This is a genomic window from Mycolicibacterium celeriflavum, assembly GCF_010731795.1.
Lineage (GTDB): Bacteria > Actinomycetota > Actinomycetes > Mycobacteriales > Mycobacteriaceae > Mycobacterium > Mycobacterium celeriflavum.
Genome location: NZ_AP022591.1, coordinates 4967260 through 4990426, shown reverse-complemented (window position 1 = coordinate 4990426; position 23167 = coordinate 4967260). Strand labels below are relative to the sequence as shown.

The 23167-nt window shown below is 65.2% G+C and carries 24 protein-coding genes; 13 read left to right on the top strand and 11 right to left on the bottom strand.

The window, feature by feature from the left end; translation table 11 throughout:
* Positions 1-8 precede the first annotated feature (8 nt).
* The 6 genes from G6N18_RS24030 to G6N18_RS24005 all read right to left on the bottom strand — a co-directional run bounded on the left by G6N18_RS24030 (position 9) and on the right by G6N18_RS24005 (position 5206).
* A complete protein-coding gene (locus tag G6N18_RS24030; protein ID WP_083006591.1) occupies positions 9-752 on the bottom strand; it encodes an SDR family NAD(P)-dependent oxidoreductase in 744 nt (247 codons plus the stop codon).
* Positions 753-777: 25 nt separating this feature from the next.
* Positions 778-1797: a ferredoxin--NADP reductase gene (locus G6N18_RS24025; protein WP_083006589.1), complete on the bottom strand. Its 1020-nt coding sequence runs from the start codon at positions 1795-1797 to the stop codon at positions 778-780.
* 66 nt (positions 1798-1863) lie between these two features.
* Complete coding sequence (locus G6N18_RS24020; RefSeq protein ID WP_059101959.1) at positions 1864-2316, bottom strand: MarR family winged helix-turn-helix transcriptional regulator; 453 nt, start codon at positions 2314-2316, stop codon at positions 1864-1866.
* A 22-nt stretch (positions 2317-2338) separates the two neighbouring features.
* A complete protein-coding gene (locus tag G6N18_RS24015; protein ID WP_083006587.1) occupies positions 2339-3601 on the bottom strand; it encodes a metal-dependent hydrolase family protein in 1263 nt (420 codons plus the stop codon).
* Positions 3598-3939: a hypothetical protein gene (locus tag G6N18_RS24010; protein WP_067218902.1), complete on the bottom strand. Its 342-nt coding sequence runs from the start codon at positions 3937-3939 to the stop codon at positions 3598-3600. Before G6N18_RS24010 ends, G6N18_RS24015 begins: the two co-directional genes overlap by 4 nt.
* A gap of 1 nt (position 3940) precedes the next feature.
* Positions 3941-5206: an aromatic ring-hydroxylating oxygenase subunit alpha gene (locus G6N18_RS24005; RefSeq protein ID WP_067218905.1), complete on the bottom strand. Its 1266-nt coding sequence runs from the start codon at positions 5204-5206 to the stop codon at positions 3941-3943.
* 126 nt (positions 5207-5332) lie between these two features.
* Here G6N18_RS24005 and G6N18_RS24000 point away from each other — a divergent pair, with 126 nt between their 5' ends.
* Positions 5333-6814 (top strand): aldehyde dehydrogenase, encoded by a 1482-nt coding sequence (locus tag G6N18_RS24000; protein WP_083006605.1) that lies wholly within the window; start codon positions 5333-5335, stop codon positions 6812-6814.
* 2 nt (positions 6815-6816) lie between these two features.
* Positions 6817-7587, top strand: coding sequence for an emopamil-binding protein (locus G6N18_RS23995; RefSeq protein WP_083006585.1), 771 nt, complete (start codon positions 6817-6819; stop codon positions 7585-7587).
* Here the strand turns inward: G6N18_RS23995 and G6N18_RS23990 are convergent.
* On the bottom strand, positions 7574-8176 hold the full coding sequence (locus tag G6N18_RS23990; protein ID WP_083006583.1) for a TetR/AcrR family transcriptional regulator: 603 nt from the start codon (positions 8174-8176) through the stop codon (positions 7574-7576). The genes G6N18_RS23995 and G6N18_RS23990 overlap by 14 nt on opposite strands.
* A gap of 92 nt (positions 8177-8268) precedes the next feature.
* Between G6N18_RS23990 and G6N18_RS23985 the strand changes: the two genes are divergently transcribed.
* A complete protein-coding gene (locus tag G6N18_RS23985; RefSeq protein WP_083006581.1) occupies positions 8269-9435 on the top strand; it encodes a spirocyclase AveC family protein in 1167 nt (388 codons plus the stop codon).
* 1 nt (position 9436) lies between these two features.
* Here G6N18_RS23985 and G6N18_RS23980 read toward each other — a convergent pair whose 3' ends face one another.
* Positions 9437-10039 (bottom strand): TetR/AcrR family transcriptional regulator, encoded by a 603-nt coding sequence (locus tag G6N18_RS23980; RefSeq protein WP_083006579.1) that lies wholly within the window; start codon positions 10037-10039, stop codon positions 9437-9439.
* 130 nt (positions 10040-10169) lie between these two features.
* On the opposite strand from G6N18_RS23980, the gene G6N18_RS23975 reads away from it, so the two are divergent.
* Genes G6N18_RS23975 through G6N18_RS23965 form a run of 3 tightly spaced genes read left to right on the top strand, consistent with a single transcriptional unit; the run spans position 10170 to position 13858 of the window.
* Entirely contained in the window at positions 10170-11333 is a 1164-nt protein-coding gene (locus tag G6N18_RS23975) for a spirocyclase AveC family protein (protein ID WP_067218922.1), read from the top strand.
* Positions 11334-12152 (top strand): CbbQ/NirQ/NorQ/GpvN family protein, encoded by an 819-nt coding sequence (locus tag G6N18_RS23970; RefSeq protein WP_067218925.1) that lies wholly within the window; start codon positions 11334-11336, stop codon positions 12150-12152. It begins immediately after the preceding gene.
* Positions 12149-13858 carry a nitric oxide reductase activation protein NorD gene (locus G6N18_RS23965; RefSeq protein WP_083006576.1) on the top strand — a complete coding sequence of 570 codons (1710 nt, stop codon included), beginning with the start codon at positions 12149-12151 and terminating at the stop codon, positions 13856-13858. Before G6N18_RS23970 ends, G6N18_RS23965 begins: the two co-directional genes overlap by 4 nt.
* Before the next feature lie 121 nt (positions 13859-13979).
* Here G6N18_RS23965 and G6N18_RS23960 read toward each other — a convergent pair whose 3' ends face one another.
* Together G6N18_RS23960 and G6N18_RS23955 are read right to left on the bottom strand one after the other, a co-directional pair.
* On the bottom strand, positions 13980-14726 hold the full coding sequence (locus tag G6N18_RS23960; RefSeq protein ID WP_083006574.1) for an alpha/beta fold hydrolase: 747 nt from the start codon (positions 14724-14726) through the stop codon (positions 13980-13982).
* Between the two features lie 40 nt (positions 14727-14766).
* Positions 14767-15945, bottom strand: a complete 1179-nt coding sequence (locus tag G6N18_RS23955) for an acyl-CoA dehydrogenase family protein (protein WP_083006572.1) — start codon at positions 15943-15945, stop codon at positions 14767-14769.
* A gap of 45 nt (positions 15946-15990) precedes the next feature.
* Here G6N18_RS23955 and G6N18_RS23950 point away from each other — a divergent pair, with 45 nt between their 5' ends.
* Genes G6N18_RS23950 through G6N18_RS23940 form a run of 3 tightly spaced genes read left to right on the top strand, consistent with a single transcriptional unit; the run spans position 15991 to position 18648 of the window.
* Positions 15991-16911 carry an NAD-dependent epimerase/dehydratase family protein gene (locus G6N18_RS23950; protein ID WP_407663538.1) on the top strand — a complete coding sequence of 307 codons (921 nt, stop codon included), beginning with the start codon at positions 15991-15993 and terminating at the stop codon, positions 16909-16911.
* A gap of 12 nt (positions 16912-16923) precedes the next feature.
* Complete coding sequence (locus G6N18_RS23945) at positions 16924-17667, top strand: hypothetical protein (protein ID WP_083006568.1); 744 nt, start codon at positions 16924-16926, stop codon at positions 17665-17667.
* 12 nt (positions 17668-17679) lie between these two features.
* Positions 17680-18648, top strand: a complete 969-nt coding sequence (locus G6N18_RS23940) for a TIGR03564 family F420-dependent LLM class oxidoreductase (protein WP_083006565.1) — start codon at positions 17680-17682, stop codon at positions 18646-18648.
* On the opposite strand, the gene G6N18_RS23935 is transcribed toward G6N18_RS23940, so the two are convergent.
* The gene (locus tag G6N18_RS23935; RefSeq protein WP_083006563.1) at positions 18600-19049 is read right to left on the bottom strand and encodes a VOC family protein; all 450 of its coding nucleotides are present in this window, start codon (positions 19047-19049) and stop codon (positions 18600-18602) included. The genes G6N18_RS23940 and G6N18_RS23935 overlap by 49 nt on opposite strands.
* Positions 19050-19154: 105 nt before the next feature.
* Between G6N18_RS23935 and G6N18_RS23930 the strand changes: the two genes are divergently transcribed.
* From G6N18_RS23930 to G6N18_RS23915, 4 genes are read left to right on the top strand one after another with little or no spacing between them, the layout of a single operon-like run.
* A complete protein-coding gene (locus G6N18_RS23930; RefSeq protein ID WP_179962341.1) occupies positions 19155-19814 on the top strand; it encodes a TetR/AcrR family transcriptional regulator in 660 nt (219 codons plus the stop codon).
* A 34-nt stretch (positions 19815-19848) separates the two neighbouring features.
* Complete coding sequence (locus tag G6N18_RS23925) at positions 19849-21150, top strand: acyl-CoA dehydrogenase family protein (protein ID WP_083006559.1); 1302 nt, start codon at positions 19849-19851, stop codon at positions 21148-21150.
* Positions 21151-21182: 32 nt separating this feature from the next.
* Positions 21183-22202, top strand: a complete 1020-nt coding sequence (locus tag G6N18_RS23920) for a phosphotransferase family protein (RefSeq protein ID WP_083006557.1) — start codon at positions 21183-21185, stop codon at positions 22200-22202.
* Positions 22199-23164: an NADPH:quinone oxidoreductase family protein gene (locus tag G6N18_RS23915; RefSeq protein WP_083006555.1), complete on the top strand. Its 966-nt coding sequence runs from the start codon at positions 22199-22201 to the stop codon at positions 23162-23164. Before G6N18_RS23920 ends, G6N18_RS23915 begins: the two co-directional genes overlap by 4 nt.
* Positions 23165-23167 lie beyond the last annotated feature (3 nt).

The window sequence follows — 23167 nt, the reverse complement described above, 5'->3', positions numbered from 1 at the left end:
AACTCTCATCACATCACCGATCCGCCGTTGACGCCCAGAGTCTGACCGGTGATGAAGCCGGCCTCCTCTGAGCACAGGAACCCGACGGCCGCGGCGATGTCCTCACCGGTGCCGAGATGTCCCAGCGGAACGCTTGCCGCCATCTGCTCGTTGGGCGGAAGGTGGCCGGCGGCCTGAGACTGGTGTTGCATCGGCGTCTCGATGGCCGACGGTGGAATGTTGTTGACCGTGATGCCCGCCGGACCGTATTCGCGGGCAAGCGATCTGGTCAGGGACAGCAACGCACCCTTGGACGCGGCGTAATGGGCCATTCCGGGTGAACCGCGCTGGGCGCTCGACGACGAGATCATCACGATGCGGCCCCAGCCCGCTTCGAGCATGTCGGGCACCGCCACCTGGCAGCAGTGAAACGTTCCGGTGAGGTTCACATCGACCAGCCGTTGCCAAGCCTGCACGGTGATCTCGGTGAACGGCGCGAAGTCCACCGCACCTGCGCTGGTGACCAGGATGTGCACCGGCCCCAACTCGGTTCGTACCTTGGCGAAGGCCTCCTCCACCGCCTGGCGGTCGCAGACATCGGCCGCAACGCCGAGCGCTGGGACGCCTTGGGCGCGCAGATCTTCGGCGACCCGTTGCGCCGCATCGCCGTTGAGATCGAGCACCGCGACCTTGTGCCCCCGCCTGCCGAGCTCGTGGCAGGTCGCCTCCCCCATGCCCGACGCGCCGCCCGTCACCACCGCGACCCGGGTCATCGACTTCGCCTCATCTTCTGCACCCCTACTCGTAGATCACGTGGACTGTTCGGCTGGTCGGCAGGGACTGGCACGTCAGCACCCAGCCCTCTGCGACTTCGTCGTCATCGAGCGCATCGTTGTTCAGCATCCGTGCGCTGCCCGATTCGATCCGCGCCATACACGTTCCGCATGAACCGGTTTCGCACGACGACGGCGCCCGCAACCCCGCGATGCGGGCCGTCTGCAGCAACGTGTTACCCGCCCGGTAGGGAGCGGTGATGGTCTTGCGGTCGAGTTCGATGATCACTTCCTCGGTCTGTTCGGTGGCTTCGACGACGTCTACGGGCGCCGGCGCGACCTCAAACCGCTCGAGGTGCAACCGGTCACGCGGAACCCCCGCCTCGAGAAGCGTCGCTTCCACGGTGTCCATGAACGGTCCGGGACCGCAGATGTAGTAGTCGATCTCGCGACCGGAATCGACGAACGCCTCGACCGCGGCGCGCTGGACCACCCCGCTCTCCTCGTCGAAGTGATGGGTCACCGCCAATCGCTCGGAGTTGGCATCGGCGAGGGCGCTCAACGACTCGCCGAAGATCACCGAGTCCCGGCTTCGGTTGGCGTAGAACAGCTTGACGCGCCGGTCGGTTCTCACCAGCGCGAAACCGATCAGCGAGAAGATGGGGGTGATACCGCTGCCGCCCGCGAAGGCCACGATGTCGCGTTCGGCCTCGCCCAGGACGAAGCGGCCTTCCGGTGGCGCGGCGTGAATCTCGTCGCCGGCGGATGCGGTGTCGTTCAGATAGTTGGAGACCAACCCCCCGGGGTCTCGCTTGACGGTGATCTGCAGGTCTTCGCCATTGTGGGGCGACGACGACATCGAGTAGCAGCGCCGGTGGTCGTCCCCGGCGACCTTCACCCGCAGGGTCAGGAACTGGCCGGCCTTGTACCGGAACCGCTGCGAGCAATCGGCGGGCACGTCGAGCACCAGCGACACCGCGTCACTGGTTTCGTGCACCACCCGCTTGATGCGCAGTGGCGCGAATTCGACGGCTTGTTCCGACATCACCCACAGAGTATCAAGTACTTGTGATTGGTATCAAGCAGCAGCTTGATACCAACAGCGCAGCCGCTAGTCACCGATGTGGTCGTCGACCAGCGTGTGCCCGGTGCCTTTCTCGACAACGCGCGCCAACAGGTCGCGCAACGTCTGCTGCTCTTCAGGGGTGAGCACGCCGAACACCGCCTCGTGCGCGGCGATCGCGTCGCTGACGACCGCGGTGGCGACCTTGCGCCCCTCCTCGGTCAGGTAGGCCTTCAAGATCCGCGCGTGCTGTGGATCGGGTTTACGCTCGACGAACCCGCGCTGCTCGAGCGCCTTCATCGCGAGTTGCACACCTTGCGGCGTGATCAGCAGCCGACGCGCGAGCTCAGCACCCGAGAGGCCCGGCTCGTTGGTCAGCTGGCGCAGCACACCGATCTGCGCGGTGCTGACCCCGTGCTGGCTGACCGCGTCGTTGACCGCGGTGAGCGAGAAGTACCACGCCTGCTTGAGATGCCACAGGATGTTGTCGCCGAGCTCCATACCAAGTTCCGGATTTGTCTCCCTAGCCACGGCCCTCAGCCCCGTCATGCTTGTAGATCTGGCCGTCTTTCATCACGAACCGAACATCGAGCGTGGTCGCGATGTCGTCGGACGGATCGCCGGGCACGGCGATGATGTCGGCGAGGTAACCCGGTGCGAGAAGTCCTAATTCGTCGTCGGCCTCGATCAACTCGGCGCTGGTCACCGTCGCCGCCCGGATCGCCTGCATCGGCGTCATACCCCGCTCGACCAGCGCGCAGAGTTCCTTGGCGTTCTCCCCGTGAGGTATCGCCGGCGCATCAGTGCCACAGGCGATGCGCACGCCCGCAGCAATCGCCTTGGGCAGCATGGCCTGCGCCCGGGGGAACACCACTTCGGCCTTCTTACGCAGCTCCGGCGCGATGCGGTCGATCGCCATGGCCTGCGTCAGGTAGGTGGTCGAGACCAGGAATGTCTGGGTGTCGGCCATCAGCTGGATGGTTTCGTCGCTGGCGAGAAAGCCGTGTTCGATGCAGTCGATGCCCGCCCTGATGCAGGCGCGAACTGCGCTGTCCCCCACCGCATGCGCCGCGACCCGCACCCCGGCGCGGTGAGCCTCGTCGGCAATCGCGGCGAACTCGTCGTCGGAGTATTGCTGGGCGCCGGGGGCCGTGCTGTGCGACATCACGCCGCCGGAGGCCGACACTTTGATCAGCTTGGCGCCGTGCCGTACCTGATAGCGCACGCAGGCCCGGACGTCGTCCACGCCGTTGGCGATGCCCTCGGCCACCGACAGCGGCATGATTCCCGGCGCCAGTCGCTGGAACACGGTTGGATCGAGGTGCCCGCCGTAGGGCGTCACGGCGTGACCGGCCGGATAGATCCGCGGGCCGACGTGCCACCCCTGGTCGATGGCACGCATCAGAGCGACGTCGAGCAGATAGCCGCCGGTCTTGACCATCAGGCCGAGGTTGCGCACCGTGGTGAAACCGGCCTCGAGGGTGGTGCGGGCGTTCACCGCGCCGCGAAGGGTGCGATACGCCGGATCGTCTTGTACGCCGTGCATCGGGCTCGGCAATCCCTCGGGACCGCCGGGCCCACCGATGAGCAGATTGAGCTCCATGTCCATCAAGCCGGGCAGCAGCGTGACATCGCCCAGCTCGACGATCGCCGAATTCGATGGCAGTTCGGGTGGATTCACCGCGGAGATGCGGTTGCCCTCGACGACCACCACGGCCGGCGAACGCACCTCGCCGGTCTCGACGTCGGCCCAGCGCGCGGCGCGCAGGACGGTCGGGCTCGTCACGGAACGGGTTCGGACACGCAGTCCAGCGTCGTGGCGCCCGAATCGGGCACCTTCGGTTGCTTCCAGCACTCGACCGGGAACGACGCTTGGATCATGGAATACAGGAGATGCATCAGGTTGAGCACGTCCTCGGGCAGGTCGTCAAGCGAGAACTTGTCGCAGTAGGCGATGGCCTCCTCAGCTCGCGCGGTGACGGCGTCATAGAAAGCCTGCAACTCCTGCATGGTGCTGGCCAACCGCTTGGCGTAGCGCTCCGCCTCGGTCGGCAGACACCAGTCGGAAAAGCGTTCCAGGTCAGCGAATTCGGGCGGAAGTTTCGTCGTGGTCGCCGTGGTCATGTCACACCCCCGCCGTCTTGCGCTGGAAGTCCTCGACCCACGCCGCGGTTTCCTTGTGCAGGTGGCGAATCAGCACCTCCTGATCGCACAGCAGGAACTCATCGATGACCCGCGACTCGACCATGGTCTGTGTCGCCTCGAGGGTATTCGCGTCCTGGAGGCCGTATTCCTTGAACGACACCGCAGCGAGTTCCTGGGCGATGCGCTCGCGAGGCGTCCTCGGCGCAGGGAAGTACACCGTGCCCTCGAAGATATGCGTGTTGTGCGACGTGGGCCAGTAGTGATACGTCAGATACCAGCCCTGGCCCCAGAACAGGATCACGAAATTGGGGAACAGCTGGAAGGAGTCCAGCCCCCACGGATCGCACTTGGCCGGGTTGAGTCCGACGGGCATCTCGCCCAGATCCGGTTTGTCCCAGGGTCCGAACAGGCCGCTCTGGCAGATGTCCTCGATCGGCTTGCGCATCTCGTCGGCCAACTCCCAGGCCCGGACACCCGAGGTGCTGACCAACCGATGCGGCCCCTCGATGCGGTAGTGCGGCGCCTCGAATCCCGCTTCGGCGGCGGCCTTCGAGTATGCGGTGGGTGACTGGTTCGCATGCAGTACCGGCGCGTGATAGAACTCCTGGAACGCATCCATGTAGAGCTTCCAGTTGGCTTTCACTTCCGACCGGTAGTAGAACCGCGAGGTCATCTTGTCGAACGGATAGCCTTCGAGGTCGGTGATCATCGGACCGAGGAACTCCCGCAGCGACTGCTCGGGCTCCTTGGCGAAGTTGACGAAGATGAAGCCTTCCCACACGTCGCAGTGGACCGGCACCAGACCGTAGCGGCTCTTGTCGAGGTCGAAGAACTCCCCCTCCTGCTGAACGAAAGTCAGGTTGCCGTCGAGGTCGTAGCGCCATGCGTGGTACTTGCAGGTGAACTGCCGGCACACACCGCTGGTCTCCTCCAGCGGCATGTCATTCCACACCAGCTTGTTGCCGCGATGACGGCAGACGTTGTGATACGCCTTGATCTCGCCCGAGGTCGTGCGCACCACGATGATCGATGTGTTCACCACCTTGAGCTCTTTGGTGAAGTAGCTGCCTTTGCGTGGAACCTGCTCGGCGCGACCGACATTGAGCCAGGCTCGCTTGAAGACGGCTTGGCGCTCGATCTCGTAGAACTCGGGGCTGATCGAGTCCTCGTAGGAGACCGGCTCGGTTCCCAGCTGCGGGTAGTGCTCTGTCCAACTGCCTTCCGGGGGTTTGGGAAAGCGAGCCATCGGCTTCTCCTGTCATTGCTTTTCGGCATTCGGCGGGAGCCTGATAAATCGACGATATATGCTGAAGCGGGCAATCACAAGTAGTTGATATTGCTCCGTGAGTCGTTGCCGAAGGGAGTCGGACAGGTGCATTCGAATGAGCTGTTCATCGGTGGCAGGTGGTTGCAGGCCAGCACCGGACAGCGCATCGAAGTCGTCGCCCCGCACACCGAGGAACCTCTCGCGAAGGTGGCTGCCGCGGGTCAAGACGATGTCGACAACGCGGTGGCGGCCGCGCGGTCGGCACTCGACTCCGGTCCGTGGCCGCGACTGCAGCCCGCCGAGCGCATCGCCGCCGTGCGGGGACTGGCCGCTCTCTACGGCGAGCGTCGCGCCGAGATGGCCGAGCTGATCACCTCGGAGATCGGTGCGCCGATCAGCTTCGCGCAGCGGGCACAGGTCGGGTTACCCGCGATGATGATGACCGCGTTCTGCGATCTGGCCGGAGCGTATCCGTGGCGTGAGGTACGCGCGGGAATGTACGGCGCGGACATCCACATCCGCCGTGAACCGGTCGGCGTCGTCGCCGCGGTCGTGCCGTGGAACATGCCGCAGTTCCTGATCGTCACGAAGCTGATCCCCGCGCTGCTCGCCGGCTGCAGCGTGGTGCTCAAGCCGGCGCCGGAGTCACCGCTCAATGCGTTGCTGTTGGCCGAGATGATCGCCGAGTCGGATCTGCCACCCGGCGTGGTGAGCGTGCTGCCGGGCGACGGTTCGGTCGGTGAGTACCTGGTGAAGCATCCTGGCGTGGACAAGGTTTCGTTCACCGGCTCTACCGCCGCGGGCCGCGCGGTCGCCGCGGCATGCGCAGCCGACCTGAAGCGTGTCAGCCTCGAACTCGGCGGCAAGTCGGCCGCGATCGTGCTCGACGATGCCGACCCCGCCACCGTCGCCACCGGTGTGCGGTCGGCCAGCCTGAGCAACAGCGGCCAGATCTGCAATGCGCTCACCCGCGTCCTGGTGCCTACCGGTCGGGCCGACGAATTCACCGACGCGCTGGCCGCCGAGATGGCGTCGCTGGTGGTCGGCGATCCGACCGAACCCGCCACGCAGGTGGGTCCCCTGGTGGCCCAACGTCAGCAGGAACGGGTGCGCGGCTACATCGATGCCGGGCAGGCCGAGGGCGCGCGCCTGGTGACCGGTGGCACCGCGATGCCCGACGGCATCGACAAAGGCTGGTACGTGCGCCCCACCTTGTTCGCCGACGCGACGAATTCGATGCGCATCGCCCGCGAGGAGATCTTCGGCCCAGTGCTGACGGTCATTCCGTACTCCGACGAGGACGAGGCGGTCGCGATCGCCAACGACTCCGACTACGGGCTGGCGGGGTCGGTGTTCACCGAGGACACCGAACGCGGCCTTGACGTCGCCGCGCGCATCCACACCGGCAGCTTCGGCGTCAACCAGGGTTACACGATGGACCCGTTCGCGCCCTTCGGCGGCGTCAAGGGCAGCGGATACGGCCGCGAACTCGGCCGTGAGGGCATCGACGGCTACACCGACACCAAGTCGATCTCCGTTGCGGCGAAACCGGATACGGCTGCAGCCTCGGTGGCCAAAGGAGCGTGAGCATGACGCTGACCCAGACCCGAGAACCGAACTTCGCCCGACCGGTGGCAGCGCACCGCGGGAGGATTTACCTCGGGGTCGGACTGCTCACAGGCGTCGTGTTCCTGGGAATGACGTTCGGGGTCCAGTTCGGACTCGTCACTCCCGACTTCACCTCCGACGTCGTCGCCAACCTGCTCTTCGGGATACCGGTGATTCTGGTGCCCATCGTCATCCTGTGGGATGCGCCCGGCGAGAACCGCAGTCGGCTCGACAAGGCAGCAGAGCTCACGCTGTTCTATCTGCCCTACACCGCGTGCAGCCAGATCGGCTACGAGCTGATGTTTCTAATCGGCCACCCGCTCGGCTGGTGGACGCCCACGACGGACCCCGGCTGGAAGTGGCTCTGGTGGCAGTATGCGCTGGCCGACACCCGCTACGTCAGCGGCAACCCGTGGATCTTCGCGCTCGAGGTGGTCGGCGTGACCACCGGTGTCTTCGTGTTCGTCATGTGGACCCGGCTGCTCAAGACCGACCTGCCCCCGGAGTCGCGAATCCGTTGCCTCTGGGGTGCTTTCACCGGCTGCGCCGTGTTGATGAGCAGCACGGCGGTGTACTTCCTGGCCGAAGTGGGCGCCGGCTTCGACAACATCGGCCAGGGCGCTTACGGTCTGGGCTTCAAGTTCATCGCCGAGAACATCCCGTTCATCGTGTTGCCTCCACTGGTCCTCTATTCGATCTACCTGCAGATCGACTACCTGACGCGACGGGCGGGCAGGCTCACGGCAACTTGATCGCCGACACGTACATCTCGACGACCGGCCGGTAGAGATCGACGTCGTCGAGTTCGCTGCCAAGCACCACCGAGTCACTGGTCGCCACGAGCACCTGCGCAAAAGTCAACGGCGGAATCAGCAATGTTCCACCGAGCCTGTCGATGCCCTCGACGATGAACGTCGCGAGCGCCTCGACGACCTCCGATCTCTTCTCAGCCACCCGCTCGCGGACGTCGGGGTTGCGCAGGAGGTAGAGCGAAAACTCGTGCCCCAGCGCGGCGTGCTCGGCACCGCGATCGCGGCTGAGTTGGCGCCAGCGGGCGGCGATCTCGTCGAGCTCGCGTGACCCGATCTGCTGCGCCGACGCCATCACGTCGGCGAAATTGTCGAAATAGCGGCGCCAGTACCGGTCGCTCACGGCCAGGAAGAGATCCTCCTTCGTGGCGAAGTGTTTGTAGATGGCGCCTTTGGTGTAGCCCGCGGCGTGCGCGATGTCGTCAAGAGTCGCAGGCATGAAACCCTTTTCGGCGAACACCTGCTCGGCGGCGTCCAGCAGCAGCGAACGCGTGTACTCAAGGCGTCGTTCCCGCGTCCAGCGCTCCACCATGAAAAAAGTGTGCCACAGGATCTGAGAATCTTATTGGCTACTGAGATACTGGCTGGTATCTTCTCGACGAGCGCAGACCCCAAGGAGGCGTCATGAGCGATCTGTCGGACAAGAAGCCCGCGGTCACCGAGTCGGCCGCAAAGGTCGCCGACATCGGAACCTCAACCCAACCGCGGAGCAATGCCGTCAAGATCTGGGCGGTATTCGGCGGCGCGATCCTGCTCCTGCAGTTGTACGTGTGGACCAGGTGGATCACCGGGCCATATTTCGAACGGGTTCCCGGCGGCCCCTCCGACCCGCCGCTGTACATGAAGATCCCGCTCATCTTGAATATGGTCGTCGTCTGCGTGGGTTTCCCGATCGCGGTGTGGTGGTTCATCATCCGGCCTTGGGTGCGCGAACGCAGAATCACCCTCGACGGCATCCTCCTGGTTTCCATGGGACTCATGTTCTTCCAGGATCCGTTCCTGAACTACATCAACACCTGGTGCACCTACAACAGTTGGCTGCCGAACTTCGGCGCGTGGACACCGTACGTGCCCGGATGGGTCTCACCCGACGAGCCGGGCCGGATGGTGCCGGAACCTATTTTCACGAACTCACCGGGTTACGCCGCTGGTGTTCTCATGCTGACCATCCTCGGATGCTGGGTCATGCGCAAGATCAAAAACCGCTGGCCGAACATCAGCAATCTGCGGCTGATCCTCGTCACCTACGCGGCGGCCTTCGTCCTCGACTTCGTCATGGAGGGCCTGATCCTGCTACCGACCGGGCTGTACTCCTATCCCGGTGCAATCCAGTCGCTGTCATTCAACGCCGGCACCTACTACCAGTGGCCTGTTTATGAGGGAATGATGTGGGCTGGCGTCCAGACGGCCATGTGCTGCCTGCGCTTCTTCACCGACGACCGTGGCCGCACCATTGTCGAGCGCGGATTGGACAATGTGCGAGGCGGATTCGTCGCGCAACAACTGACCCGCTTTCTCGCGATTTTCGCCGCGATCAGCGCATGCTTTTTCTTCTTCTTCAACCTTCCGATCCAATTCTTCGCCTTGCACCCTGACCCCTGGCCCGAGGACACCCAAAAGCGTTCCTACTTCATGAACGGCCTCTGCGGCGAGGGCTCCGATGTGCCATGTCCCAATCCGATGCTGCCGTTCCCGACACGAGAGTCCGGCTTTATCAACACCGACGGCGAACTCGTTCTCCCCGAGGGCAAGCAGATTCCGCCGACCGTCCCCTTCGAACGAGGGGAATGAGTCAGGGCATCTTCACGGCGGACACGTACATCTCGACCATGTGCTGGTAGAGATCGATGTCATCGAGGTGACTGCCCAACTCGATGGCGTCCGTCGTGGCGATGATGATGTGTGCGAACGTCGTCGCAGGGATCAACAGGGTCGCGCCGAGACTGTCGATGCCCTCGACGATGTAGCGGGTGAGTTGCTCGACAACCTCTGATCGCTTGGCCGCCACGCGTTCTCGCGCCTCCGGGTTGCGCAGCAGGTAGAGGTTGAACTCGAGACCCAGTGCCGCATGCTCGGCGCCGCGATCACGACTCAGTTGGCGCCAGCGCGCGGCGATCTCCTCGAGTTCGTGCGCCCCGATCTGCTCCGACGACGACATGATCTCGGCGAAATTGTCGAAGTATCGACGCCAGTACCGGTCGCTGGCGGCCAGGAAGAGGTCTTCCTTGGTGGCGAAGTACTTGTAGATGGCGCCTTTGGAGTATCCGGCCGCCTTGGCGATGTCATCGAGCGTCGCTGGAACGAAACCCTTTTCGGCGAACACCTGCTCTGCGGCGTCCAGCAGCAACGAGCGCGTGCGCTCTAGGCGCCGCTCCCGGGTCCAGGGCTCAACCATGCGGCCATCTTGCCACAGGTTTTGACTGCTTGGTCATTCAGATACCGGCTGGTATATTTTCGGCGCATCGGCCACTTGCGGAGGGAGCTCTGAGGTCCATGCGATCGACAGAAGCAGAGGAGACGGTGCGGTGAGCGATCTTTCAAGTAGAAGCAAACCCGTTCTCACCGAATCGCTGAGCGAGGCGTCGCTCGGTGCGCAGCCCCAGTCCAAGATCCCCGCGGTGAAAATCTGGGCCGCCGTCGGTGGTGTGATTCTCGCCTTCCAGCTGTTCGTGTGGGGCAAGTGGATCACCGGTCCCAACTTCGAGCGAGTTCCCGCCGGACCGACCGATCCACCGACGTTCATGAAGGCGATCCTGTTCACCTGGACCGCCGTGATCGTCATCGGCCTGCCAATTGCCATCTGGTGGTTCCTCATTCGGCCGTGGCGTCGGGAGCGGCGAATCACCCTTGACGGCATGCTGTTCGTGTCCTGCGGCCTGCTGTGGTTCCAGGATCCGCTGCTGAACTACTTCAACACCTGGAGCACCTACAACACCTGGATGTGGAACATGGGTTCCTGGGTCCAGGACATTCCGGGTTGGGTGTCCTACGGGGAACCGGGCGCCATGATGGCCGAACCCATCCTGATGAACGCGCCGGGTTACTTCTTCGTCCTGCTGTGCACCATGCTCGGCTGCGCGGTCATGCGCCTGGCCAAGAAGCGGTTTCCCAACATCAACACCTTCGGGCTGATCGGCGTGGTGATCGCCTGGACCTTCTTGTTCGATTTCGTCATCGAGGGCCTGTTCCTCATGCCGATGGGGCTGTTCACCTACCCCGGCGCCATTCAGGCGTTGTCGGTCAATGCCGGCACCTACTACCAGTGGCCGCTCTATGAAGGCCTCATGTGGGGCGGCGTCCAGGCGGGCCTCTGCTGCTTGCGCTACTTCACCGACGACCGTGGCCGGACCTTCGTCGAGCGTGGACTCGACCGTGTGCGAGGCGGTTTCGTCAGACAGCAGCTCACCCGTTTCCTCGCGATCTTCGCGGCGTGCAGCGCCTTCTTCTTCGTGTTCTACAACATTCCGGCACAGTTCTTCGCCATGCATCAGGATCCCTGGCCGGAGGACATCCTGAAGCGGTCGTACTTCCTGATGGGCATCTGTGGTGAAGACACCGATCGACCGTGCCCCGATCCTGCGCTACCGATGCCGCTGACGAATTCGGGCTACATCAACCACGACGGTGAGCTTGTCCTGCCCGAGGGCGTCGAGCTTCCGAAAAACGTTCCGCTCGAGCGAGGAGAATAAATGCTGAACAGTACTTCTGCGGTCGTCACCCCCGTTTCGAACGCGCCGTTCTACCGTCCGATCGGCGACGAGGTGGAGGTCTTCCGCGCGGCGGCCCGCCGAGGGTTGCCGGTGCTGTTGAAGGGTCCTACCGGTTGCGGGAAAACACGATTCGTGGAAGCGATGGCGCATGCGCTGGGCCGCGATCTGATCACCGTTGCCGGCCACGAGGACATGACGTCGGCGGACCTGGTCGGCCGATTTCTGCTGAAGGGCGGTGAAACGGTCTGGGTGGACGGGCCGCTGACCCGCGCGGTGCGCGAGGGCGCCATCTTCTATCTGGACGAGGTGGTCGAGGCGCGCCAGGACACCACGGTGGTCATCCATCCGCTCGCCGATCACCGCCGTGAGCTGCCCGTCGACCGGCTCGGCACGACGCTGCAGGCGGCGCCCGGATTCCAGCTGGTGATTTCCTATAACCCCGGATACCAGAGCGTGTTGAAGAACCTCAAGGAGTCGACACGCCAGCGGTTCATCGCCATCGAGCTCGGCTACCCATCCCCCGAGGTGGAGACGGAGGTGGTGGCGTTCGAAGCGGGAATCGACACCGAGACCGCGCGGGCGTTGGTGAAGCTCGCCTACGCCATCCGAAATCTGGATGGCTCACCGCTGCGCGAAGTGTCCTCCACCCGCATGCTGATCCTCGCCGGCGGACTCGCGGCCGAGGGGCTCAACCTACGCAGCGCCGTCCACGCGGCCGTCGTCGAGGTGCTGTCCGACGATCACGACGTCATCCGTGCCCTCGATGAACTCGTCAATACTGTTCTGCCTCAGAAGTGACCGACGCTGCCGATTCCCACCCTGACCGGTTCCGATTCCTCGCCACCTATATCGCCGGCCGGTCGGTTGACGTCACCGAGGCACCACCGGGTCAGCCCGCACACACCAACGGTCAGTTCGTCTTCGTCTCGGCCGGCGCTTCGCTCGAACAGCAGCGCCGCGAGATGCTGGTTCAGGCAGCACTTCTCGGCGCGGGCAGCCTCGATCCGCGACTGGTGAAGGGATTGCGGGCGCGGGCCACGATGGCACGCCGCTACCTGGCACTCGAAGGTCACCGGGTGCTCGCCGACCTCGCCCGACAGATTCCGATCGATGCTGCGCTCCTCCTGGACGGCGAGCCCGGCACCGCGACCGCCGACGAGTCACTCGAAGTGGCCAAGAGCCGCGCCGAAGTTGCCGACCCACCGGAGTGGTTCGGTGTCATCAAACCGTCGCGGCTGCTGGCGTCGGGCGCTGGACCGGGCGGGGAGGCCACCAACAAAGACCTCAAATTGCAGTTCGACCCCATCGACATGCCCGAATCGGAAGACGAGGAGGAAGACGATGACGATGACGGCGGAAAGTCCACAGAAAGCAAGATCCTCAAACTGTTTCAGAGTCCGCTGTTCAACAATCAGTCGGTGTCGGACTACTTCCGCAAGGTGTTCGGCGGTAAGCGTTCCGAAGGCGAGGGTGCCGCGGGCGCCGAGATGACGGTTCGCTCCGTCCGGCGGGTGCAGAACATCGGGCCGAATGCCCGACCGCTGCCCACCCAGATCCAATTCACCGACGACGGCAAGCCCGGTGCTGCGTTAGGAGTGGGCGGCGCGCTGTATCCGGAGTGGGACGTCTTCAACGACCGCTACAAGCCTGACTGGTGCCGCGTCATCGACTTTCCACTGACCGCCGCCGCCGACGTCTCCGATGCCGGGGTCGCGCACGACGACGTGCTGCGGCGCCGCCTGGCCCGCGTCGGACTCGGCCCGAAGGTCCTGCGCGGCCGCGCCGATGGAGACGACCTCGACATCGAAGCGCTCATCGACCTTTTCGTCGACCTGCAATCCGGCTTCTCCGCACCCGAGCACGTCTACCTGGAGCGCCGCAAACTCGCTCGCAACCTCGGCGTGCTCATACTGATCGACGCCTCCGGGTCCGCCGTCGACGCCGATCCGGACGGCCTCGCGGTGCACGACCATCAGCGACGAGCGGCCGCCACCCTGGCCGTCACCCTCGAAGAACTCGGTGACCGCGTCGCCGTCTATGCATTCCGTTCGCAGGGTCGACACGCCGTGCATCTGCCCGCCATCAAGACGTTCGACCAGAATTTCAACGCCGTCGGTCGAGCCCGTCTCAACCAGCTCGAACCTGCGAGCTACACCCGCCTCGGCGCTGGAATCCGCGGTGCGGGCGAGGTTCTCAAGAACGAAGCCGGCACACCGAACCGGTTGCTGCTCGTGCTCTCGGACGGCTTTCCCTACGATGACGGTTACGAAGGTCGCTACGCGGAAGCCGACGCCCACAAGGCCCTCGAAGAGCTCCGCACCGACGGTGTTGCCTGCCTGTGCCTGTCCCTCGGCACCTCCACCGAAACCGATGTGCTCGAGCGCGTATTCGGTTCCGCCAGCTTCGCCAGCGCCTCGACTCTGGCCGAGCTGAGCCCGCAGATGGACGAGTTGTTCATGTCCGCGCTCGCCGAACTCGCCGCGCCGAAACCCGCGCGGGTATAGATCGAAGCTCTCGGGCCGCCGGCACACCCACACGTCACACCGATCAACGTTTTGCAGGGAAAGTCCGAGAACGCGTCTGCAAACCGTGGATGGCTGTGACTCGCGGTGCGCGGCAAGGCCGCTAGTCCACCGAGTCCCAGAACCGACTGAGCGCGTCGGCGCCGCGCGCCGGGTCCTCCACCATCCACCAATGTCCCAGCCCGTCGAGCACCTCGGTCCGGGCGCCGGCTCGATCGGCCGCCCGGCGCCGCATCTCCTCGGATCCGACGTAGGGGTCCTCGGTGGCCACTATCGACAGTCCTGGACGGGCGGCAGCGTTCTCGAGTGACCGTCCCGCATCTGCCAGCGCCGGTTGACGTGCCGAGCGGTATAACGCCAGGATCGCCTCGGCCATCTCCGGACCTTGCGCTGCGGCAAACGAATTCGCGACGTCGGCGGGTATGCCGAAATCGGTCAGTTGTTGTGCCCGGTCCTGCACCGAAGACCCAATCATCGCCTCGACCACCTGCTCGCCGGCCTCCGGAGTCTGGAACACCTGAGCCATGTCATGCCATACGTATTCCGGGTCGAACAAGCCGACGGTGTCGCTGGCCCAGCTACGGACGAGATCGGGTTGATGCATCACGGCGTTCACCACATGACAGCCGCCCCAGTCGTGTCCGACGAGGTCGACCGGTCCCTCGATTCTTTGCAGCTCGTCGACCAACCAGTCGCGGTAGGCGACAAAGGTCGCCGAGAAGCCGCTGGGCAGCGGGGCACCGAATCCCGGTGGCGACAATCGCACCACATCCGCGCGGCCAAGGGCGTCGACAAGCGGCCCCCACACCCCGTCGGTCTCCGGATTGCCATGCACCAGAACCACAGTCACAGTCGACATCCTTTCACGATGGACCCGCGCAAGACAGACGTCAGCGCGTCGGCAGACCGAGGACCCGTTGGGCGATGATGTTGCGCTGGATCTCCGACGTACCGCCGGCGATCGTGCCCGCGTACGTGCTGACGTATCGCGCGAACCAACTGGCGGTGAAAAGATCGGGCGCGTAAGGGTTATACGGTGCGGTCAGCGCCGGATCGGTCAACCCGTCTGCGCCCGCCGCCTCGAGAGCGTGCCTCATCGCGTTCTGCTCAGCCTCCGAACCGAGCACCTTGAGCACCGAGACGGCGGGGATGTCGCGCTCGCCGCGCGCGGCCTGCCCCAGCGCCTTGGACCCGAGCAACCGCAGCGCCTGATAGTCCATCGCGATGGTGGCGTACCGGTCGCGGTTCACCGCGCCGACGGGCCTGAAGTCCTCGAGGAGCTGACTCAGCCGGTTGGCGAACGACATCCACATCATCGTGCGCTCATGCCCAAGTGACCCGTTGGCGACGCGCCACCCCTCGTGCAGCGGGCCGACCAGGTTCTCGGCCGGCACCCGCACGTCGGTGAAGAACACCTCGTTGAAGTCGAGACCGTCGCGGTCGTGCACCGACGCGAACGGTCGACACGTCACGCCTGGGGTGTCGGTGGGAATGAGCAGGGCGCTGATTCCCTTGTGCTTCGGCGCATCAGGATCGGTGCGCACGAACGCGAGGATGACGTCGGCGTCGTGGGCGCCCGACGTCCACACCTTCTGACCGTTGACGACAAAGCCGTCGTCGTCGACCGTCGCGCGGGTGCTCAAACCTGCCAGGTCGGAGCCCGCTCCCGGTTCGCTCATGCCCAGTGACGCGGTCATCTCCGCGCGCAAGATCGGCACCGCCCACCGCCGCTTCTGTTCGTCGGTGCCGAACGACAGCAGCGACGCGGCGATGATCCCGACGCCCTGCGGGTTGAACGCGTGATAGATCCGCCGCCGCGACAGTTCCTCGCGATGGACGAACTGCTGCAGGATGTCCGCGTTACGACCGCCGAACTCCGGTGGGTTCCCCGGCAGCAGCCAGCCGTGGTCGAACTGCACCTGCTGCCACTGGCGGGCCCACGCCGGGACGTGCGACGTCGACCGCGACCGTTCGGCGGCCGCCTCTGACTCGGCGGGCAGGTGCTCGTCGAGGAACGCGATGAACTCTGCGCGGAAGGCTTCGACGTCGGCGTCGAACGTGAGCTGCACGCAACCGAGGATATCAAGTACTTAACATTTGCGGTCCGGTGCGCTATGACTGAGGGGATGCTCGACGCAGAGAAGATCCTCATCACCGGCGCGACCGGCAAGATCGCATTTCCCATCGCGCGCGCTCTCGCGCCGCGCAACGAGGTGTGGGGCGCGGCCCGGCTGCGGAATCCGGTCGACCGCGAGAAGCTGACCGCGGCCGGCATCACCCCGGTCGCACTCGATATGAGCACCGGAGACTTCTCCGCACTGCCCGATGACTTCACCTACGTCTTTCACGCCGCGGTCGACACGGGCCAGGGCGACTGGGGACGATGCGTCGACACAAACGCGCAGAAGTCCGGGGATCTGCTGTATCACTGTCGCGCCGCGAAGGGCTTCGTCTTCTGTTCGACCGGTTCCGTCTACGGCTATCAGGGGCAGCGTCCGCTACGGGAATCGGACCCTCCGGGCGTACCGCTGCGCGCGAACTACAGCTTCTCCAAGATCGCCGCAGAAGCGGTGTGCACGTGGATCGCCAAACAGTACGGCATACCGCTGACCATCATCCGCATCTGCTCCACCTACGGACCCGAGGGCGGCGCCCCGGCCGACCGGCTGGAAATGATGTTGGCGGGCAAGCCGATTCGGCTGTACCCCGACAAGCCGAACAACTACAACCCGATCTACGAGGACGATTACATCGAGCTGGGCGTCCGGGCCATGGAGGTCGCCGATACCCCGCCGATCGTGGTCAACTGGGCCGGCAGCGAGACCGTCAGCGTCGAGGAGTACTGCGCATATATGGGCGAACTGGTAGGCGTCGAGCCGAGGTTCGACTACACCCCCGAGGCGCACACCCCGCTGTGGCCCGACGTCACCTACATGCACGAAGTGCTGGGATCGACCAAAGTGCCTTGGCGCGAAGGCTTCCGGCGGATGATCGAGGCGCGACGTCCGGAACTCCTACCTCCGGCCACCAGCTGAAGGGAACAGCCGATGCAGTTACCCGGCACACCGTCCGACGAGGTGCCCGATGTCCTCGCCGAAGGCCGCGGGGACGTCACCACGTTGTTCGTGTCGATGGCGAGGCGCCATCCCGACGGTGCCGACGCCGATTACCTGCGCTGGCACACCCTCGACCACCGACCGGAGCAGCACAGGCTCGCACAGGTGCGGGCGTCTCTGCGGCTGGTGTCCACGCCGGAGTGCCGCTCGGCGCGGGCGTACAGCCACGGCCCTTACGACGAGATCGACCACGTAATGACGTACTTCTTCACCGATCCCGGAAGCATGAAACCGTTTCTGGCCCTGTCGAAGGCACTCGGTGACGCGGGCCGCAAGCTGCCGCTGCTGCCACCGGTCGAACGCGGCGTCTACGACGTCGGGCGCAAGGCCGCGGCGCCGCGCATCAAGGTCGGCGCCGACGTCCTGCCATGGTGGCCGGTGCGCGGCGCGTACCTGCTGTTGGAATCGGCCGCTTCGGCACCGACGAATCTCGTCGACGTCGACGGTGTCGCCGGGGTGTGGTCGGCGACCTCGCTGTCCGTCGACGCGCGGTTGGCCAGTGCGCCTGCAGGCCAGATGATCTCGTACTGTTTTCTCGACGACGACCCCGTCGTGGCTGCCGAGAGGCTGCGACCGGTGCTCGACAAGCGGTGGAACGACGACGGTGTCGAACCACTGTTCGCCGCGCCGTTCCATCCCGTTGTGCCACACGAATGGGACCGATATGTGCCGTGACCGGAGGTTTGAATGCGCATCGGGTTGATGGTCGGGTCCGACAAGGAACGCACGCGCAGGGAGCGGCTGACCGGTTTGCTCGACGACGGAAAAGCGGCCGAGAGCCAGGGTTTCGCGTCGTTCTGGATGCCGCAGGTGCCCGGCTACCTCGACGCGATGACGGCGGTGGCGCTGCTCGGCCAGGTCACCGACCGCATCGAGATCGGTACCGCGGTGGTGCCCATCCAGACCCGCCATCCGCTCATCATGGCCCAGCAGGCGCTGACCACCCAGATCGCGTGCGACGGTCGCTTCACGCTGGGCGTCGGCCCGTCGCACCATTGGATCATCACCGACCAACTCGGCCTGCCCTACGACCGTCCCGCGCGACTCGTGCGCGACTACCTCGACGTGCTCGCCGCCGCCTTCGCCGGACCCGGCGCGGTGGCCATCGACAGCGACTCGTACCGCGTGCACAGCCCGATCGATGTCAGCGATGCGTTCGAGATGCCGGTGCTGGTGGCTGCGCTCGGTCCCACCATGCTGCGCATCGCCGGAAAGCGCACCGGCGGCACGATTCTGTGGATGGCCGACGAGCGTGCGATCGGAGACTACGTCGTGCCAACCATCACCAAGGCGGCTGCAGAAGCCGGCCGTACCGGAATACGCGTCGTGGCAGGCGTTCCTGTTGCGCTGTGCTCAGCGAGCCAGCTCCAGGACGCGCGCGCGTATGCCAGCGAGGTGCTCGGACACGCCGACTTCTCCCCCAACTACGTCCGCCTGCTTGAACACGGCGACGCCGAGGATGTCGGCGACACCATGGCCGCTGGCGACGAAGCGACGATCGCGGCCCGGTTGCGCCGCTATCGCGACGCCGGCGTCACCGACCTTGCGGCCCGGATCGTTCCGCTGGGCGCGACGCCTGAGGAGCGAAAAGCGTCTCGCCAGCGCACTCAGGAGTTCGTCGCGTCGTTGTGCGCCGAATTCGCCTCTGGCGCATAAGCGCCCATGAACTCCATGGGCACGCCGCCCATGGTGCAGAAGAACAGGTCGACGCCCGGCACGCCGGTGTCGAGCATCGTCACGTCGCTGGTGAAAGCGCTGGCCTTCTCGCGGGTGCGATCGAAGTCGTCGGTCATGAAGGAAAGGGCCGCAAGCCCTTCGGGCACCAGCGCACGTAGGTGCTCAGGCACGTCGAGGACTTCGAGTAAGCCAGCGTCACCACCGCCCAGCATTGTCACGCCGGCGCCGTCGGACGGCGGCCATCCGAGCGTCTTCTCGAGCACCTCACCCGGTACGTGCATCTGGAACTGGACCGTCATTCCGACAACGTCGGTCAGGAATGCGGTGAGGGTCTGCGCAGAATGGCTTCGCATGACGACGTGGTGCAGTGAATTCGGCATCTGAAGTCCTTCCGCTGTTCACCCGGCGCCGGATGAGGCCCGTGATAAATAGTTAGGCACGCGTCAACTATTTGCAAGCCCCAATATGCCTGCTACTGTGCCGTCATGGCGGGGATCAGCGCAGCCGAGGCCGTTAACGGTGGTCAACGCCGAGCGTCTTACCAACGCGCCAGGTCGCATGAGACCAAACGCGCGCTCGTGCAGGCCGCCATGGCGCTGTGGCGCACCAACGGGTACGCCAAGACGACGGTCGCCGACATCTGCCGGGCCGCGGGGGTATCGCGGGCGCTGTTCTACTTCTACTTCCCGGCCAAAGAGGACATCCTCTTCGAGGTCGGGTTGCTGTCCACGCGCGCGGCACAACAGAAGGTCCGGTCACTGCTGCGTGGCGACTACGACGTCGAAGTCGTCATTCGGGAGGCGCTGCGCAGCCTCGAACGGTCGATGGCGCGCAATCCGCGCGAACTGATCATCGAGACCATCCTCGAGGGCTACCGGCACGAGCACCGGATCCTGGCCGGCGAGGCAGGCGACGACACCGCCGACGCCGACATGTTCGGCGACCTGTTCACCCGCTCACAGCAGGACGGCAAGCTGAGCGCCCACGTCGATGTCGGCCACCTCTCCCGCCTGGCCGGTATGCACGTCAGCGAGGGCGTGCGGCACTGGGCCGGAGGAAGTTTCGGCGACAGATCGTTCACCGAAGTCGTCACCGAGGACATCGCCGCCCTGGTCGCCGGATTCAACGCGAGAGCGACACGCTGACGCAGATCGTTCACCTGAAGCGAAGGGAGACGCCATGGCCTGGGATTTCGAAACCGACCCCGAGTATCAGAATGTGCTCGACTGGGCCGACGAGTTCGTCCGTGAGGAGGTCGAACCGCTCGACCTGGCCTTCCCGGATCAGCAGTTCATGCCGCTGGATACCAACCGCCGCAAGGTGATCGACCCGCTCAAGGATGAGGTGCGCAAACGCGGACTGTGGGCCACCCACCTGGGCCCGGAACTCGGCGGACAGGGCTACGGCCAACTCAAGCTCGCGCTGCTCAACGAAATTCTCGGTCGCTCGCAGTGGGCGCCGATCGTGTTCGGCTGTCAGGCACCGGACACCGGCAACGCCGAGATCCTTGCCCACTACGGCACCGAGGCGCAGAAGGAGCGCTACCTACGCCCGCTGCTCGAGGGCAAGATCTTCTCCTGCTACTCGATGACCGAACCGCATGCCGGCGCCGACCCCACGCTGTTCACCACCCGCGCGGTGCGCGACGGTGACGACTGGGTGATCAACGGCTGGAAGTTCTTCTCCTCCAATGCCAGGACCGCGTCGTTTCTGATCGTCATGGTGGTGACCAACCCCGAGGTAAGTGCCTATCAGGGCATGTCGATGTTCCTGGTACCGACGGACACGCCGGGCGTCAACATCGTCCGCAACGTCGGACTGCACGGCGAGCGAGAAGACGAAGGCTCGCATGCGTTGATTCACTATGACAATGTGCGAGTGCCCGCCGAGGCACTGCTCGGCGGTGAGGGGCAGGCGTTCGTCATCGCTCAGACTCGCCTCGGCGGCGGCCGGATCCACCACGCGATGCGCACGATCGGGCTGTCGCGCAAGGCCTTGGACATGATGTGCGAGCGCGCACTGAGCCGCCAGACTCAGGGCAGCCGACTGTCGGAGAAACAGTTCGTCCAGGGCTACATCGCCGACTCGTATGCGCAATTGCTGCAGTTCCGGCTGATGGTGCTCTACACAGCGTGGGAGATCGACAAGTACAACGACTACAAGAAGGTCCGTAAGGATATCGCCGCCGTCAAGGTCGTGATGCCGACCGTGCTGCACGACATCGCCTGGCGCGCAATGCAGGTGCACGGTGCGCTCGGCGTCAGCAACGAGATGCCGTTCCTCGGGATGGTCACCGGCGCCGCCGTGATGGGGCTGGCCGACGGCCCGACCGAGGTGCACAAGGCGACGGTGGCCAAGCAGGTGCTGCGCGACTATCAACCGAACCCAGACACGTGGCCGACGGAGTGGATACCCGCCAAGCGTGAGCGGGCCCGGGCCAAGTTCGCCGAGTACCTGGAGAACGAGGTGGGTAACCTGTGAGCGATATCGACGTTGTCCGCCTTGCCGATTGGATGGACGAAGCCGCTCTGCCCGGAAAGGGAGAACCCCTTCAGACGCGGTTCCTGTCGGGCGGCACGCAGAACGTCATCTACGAGCTGCGCCGTGGCGAGCACCGCTGCGTGTTGAGAATGCCTCCGCCAGAAGCGCCCCCGGATCGGGACAAGGGCATCCTCCGCGAATGGCGCATCATCGAAGCACTCGACGGCACCGACGTCCCGCACACCCAGGCCGTCGCGGTGTGTCCGGACGCCGGTGTGCTGGGCCGACCGTTCTACCTGATGGGTTTCGTCGACGGCTGGTCGCCGATGGAGCTCGAGGATCGGCGGTGGCCGGAGCCGTTCGACTCCGACCTCGAGGCGCGTGCCGGGCTGTCCTACCAACTCGCCGAGGGCATCGCGCTGCTCTCCCAAGTCGACTGGAAAGCCAGGAGCTTGCACGATCTCGGCCGTCCGGACGGCTTTCACGAACGCCAAGTGGACCGGTGGACCACGTTTTTCGAGCGCATCAAGGGCCGCGAGATCGACGGCCTCGATGTTGCGACGGAATGGTTGCGCGCGCGTCGGCCGCTGGACTTCGTCCCCGGGCTGATGCACGGCGACTACCAGTTCGCGAACGTGATGTACCGGCACGGCGCGCCGGCACAACTCGCCGCGATCGTCGACTGGGAGATGGGCACCGTCGGCGACCCCAAGCTCGACCTCGGATGGATGGTGCAGAGCTGGCCTTCGCGCACGCGAGGAGCACAAACGGGTGAGGACACCGCCGCCCCGACGAAGTCGGAGATGAGTTACGTCGACATGCACGGAATGCCGTCGCGCGCAGAGGTTGTCGACCACTACGCGAAGGTGTCCGGTCGCCAGGTCGACGACCTCGACTACTACCTGGTGCTGGCCAAGTGGAAGCTCGCGATCGTGCTGGAGCAGGGTTTTCAGCGTGCCGGCGACAACGAAAAGCTGCTGGCCTACGGGCCGATCATCGTCGAGTTGATGCGCTCGGCGGCCGATCTCGCCGAATCCAGCGACTACCGGTGAGGGCCGCGGTCTGCCCGCGGTACGGGCCGCCGGACGTCGTGAAGATCCAGGATGAGCCGTCACCGGCGGTCGGCACAGGACGGGCACGGGTGCGCGTGCGTGCCGCCGCGGTGAACTTCCCCGACGTGCTGCTGATCGGCGACGAGTACCAGATCAGCGTGCCGCTCCCGTTCGTCCCGGGCAGCGAGTTCGCCGGTGAGATCGTCGAACTGGGTGACAACGCCGATCAATTCGCCGTCGGCGACCGGGTCAGCGGCACCGTCCTGTGCGGCGCGTTCGCCGAGGAGGTCGCCGTACCGGCCGCGGGCCTCGCGCGCATTCCCGACAGCGTCGACGACCGGACCGCGGCCGCGTTCGGGGTGGCGCATCGCACCGCGTACCACACGCTGCGCTCGATGGCGCGGATCCAGCGCGGCGACGAGTTGATCCTGCTCGGTGCGGGCGGCGGCGTCGGGTTGGCCGCCGTGCAACTCGGCGTCGCGCTCGGCGCCTCGGTCACCGCCGTCGCATCCACGGACGAAAAGTTGGCAGCCGCTGCACGTTACGGTGCCCGCCACGTTGTCAACCACCGCACCGCCAACTTACGAGACGCGCTACGCGCCGCCCTGCCCGACGGCGCGCACGCCGTCGTCGACCCGGTGGGCGGTGAGCTTTCCGAGCCCGCACTGCGGTCGCTGCGCCGTGGCGGACGATTCGTCACGGTGGGGTTCGCTTCCGGCGTCATTCCCCGCATCCCGCTGAACCTGGTGTTGATGAAGGGCGTGCAGGTATTGGGGTTTCAGTTCCACGACGTACCGCCCGACGAGTTCGCCCGCAATGAATCGGAGTTACGCGAACATCTGGTCAGCGGCCGCGTCCGCCCGCATATCGGCGCGGTCTATCCGCTCGAGCAGACGGTCGAGGCGCTGCGACACATCGCCGACGGACGCGCCGTCGGCAAGGTGGTCATCGACCTCGCCTGAGCC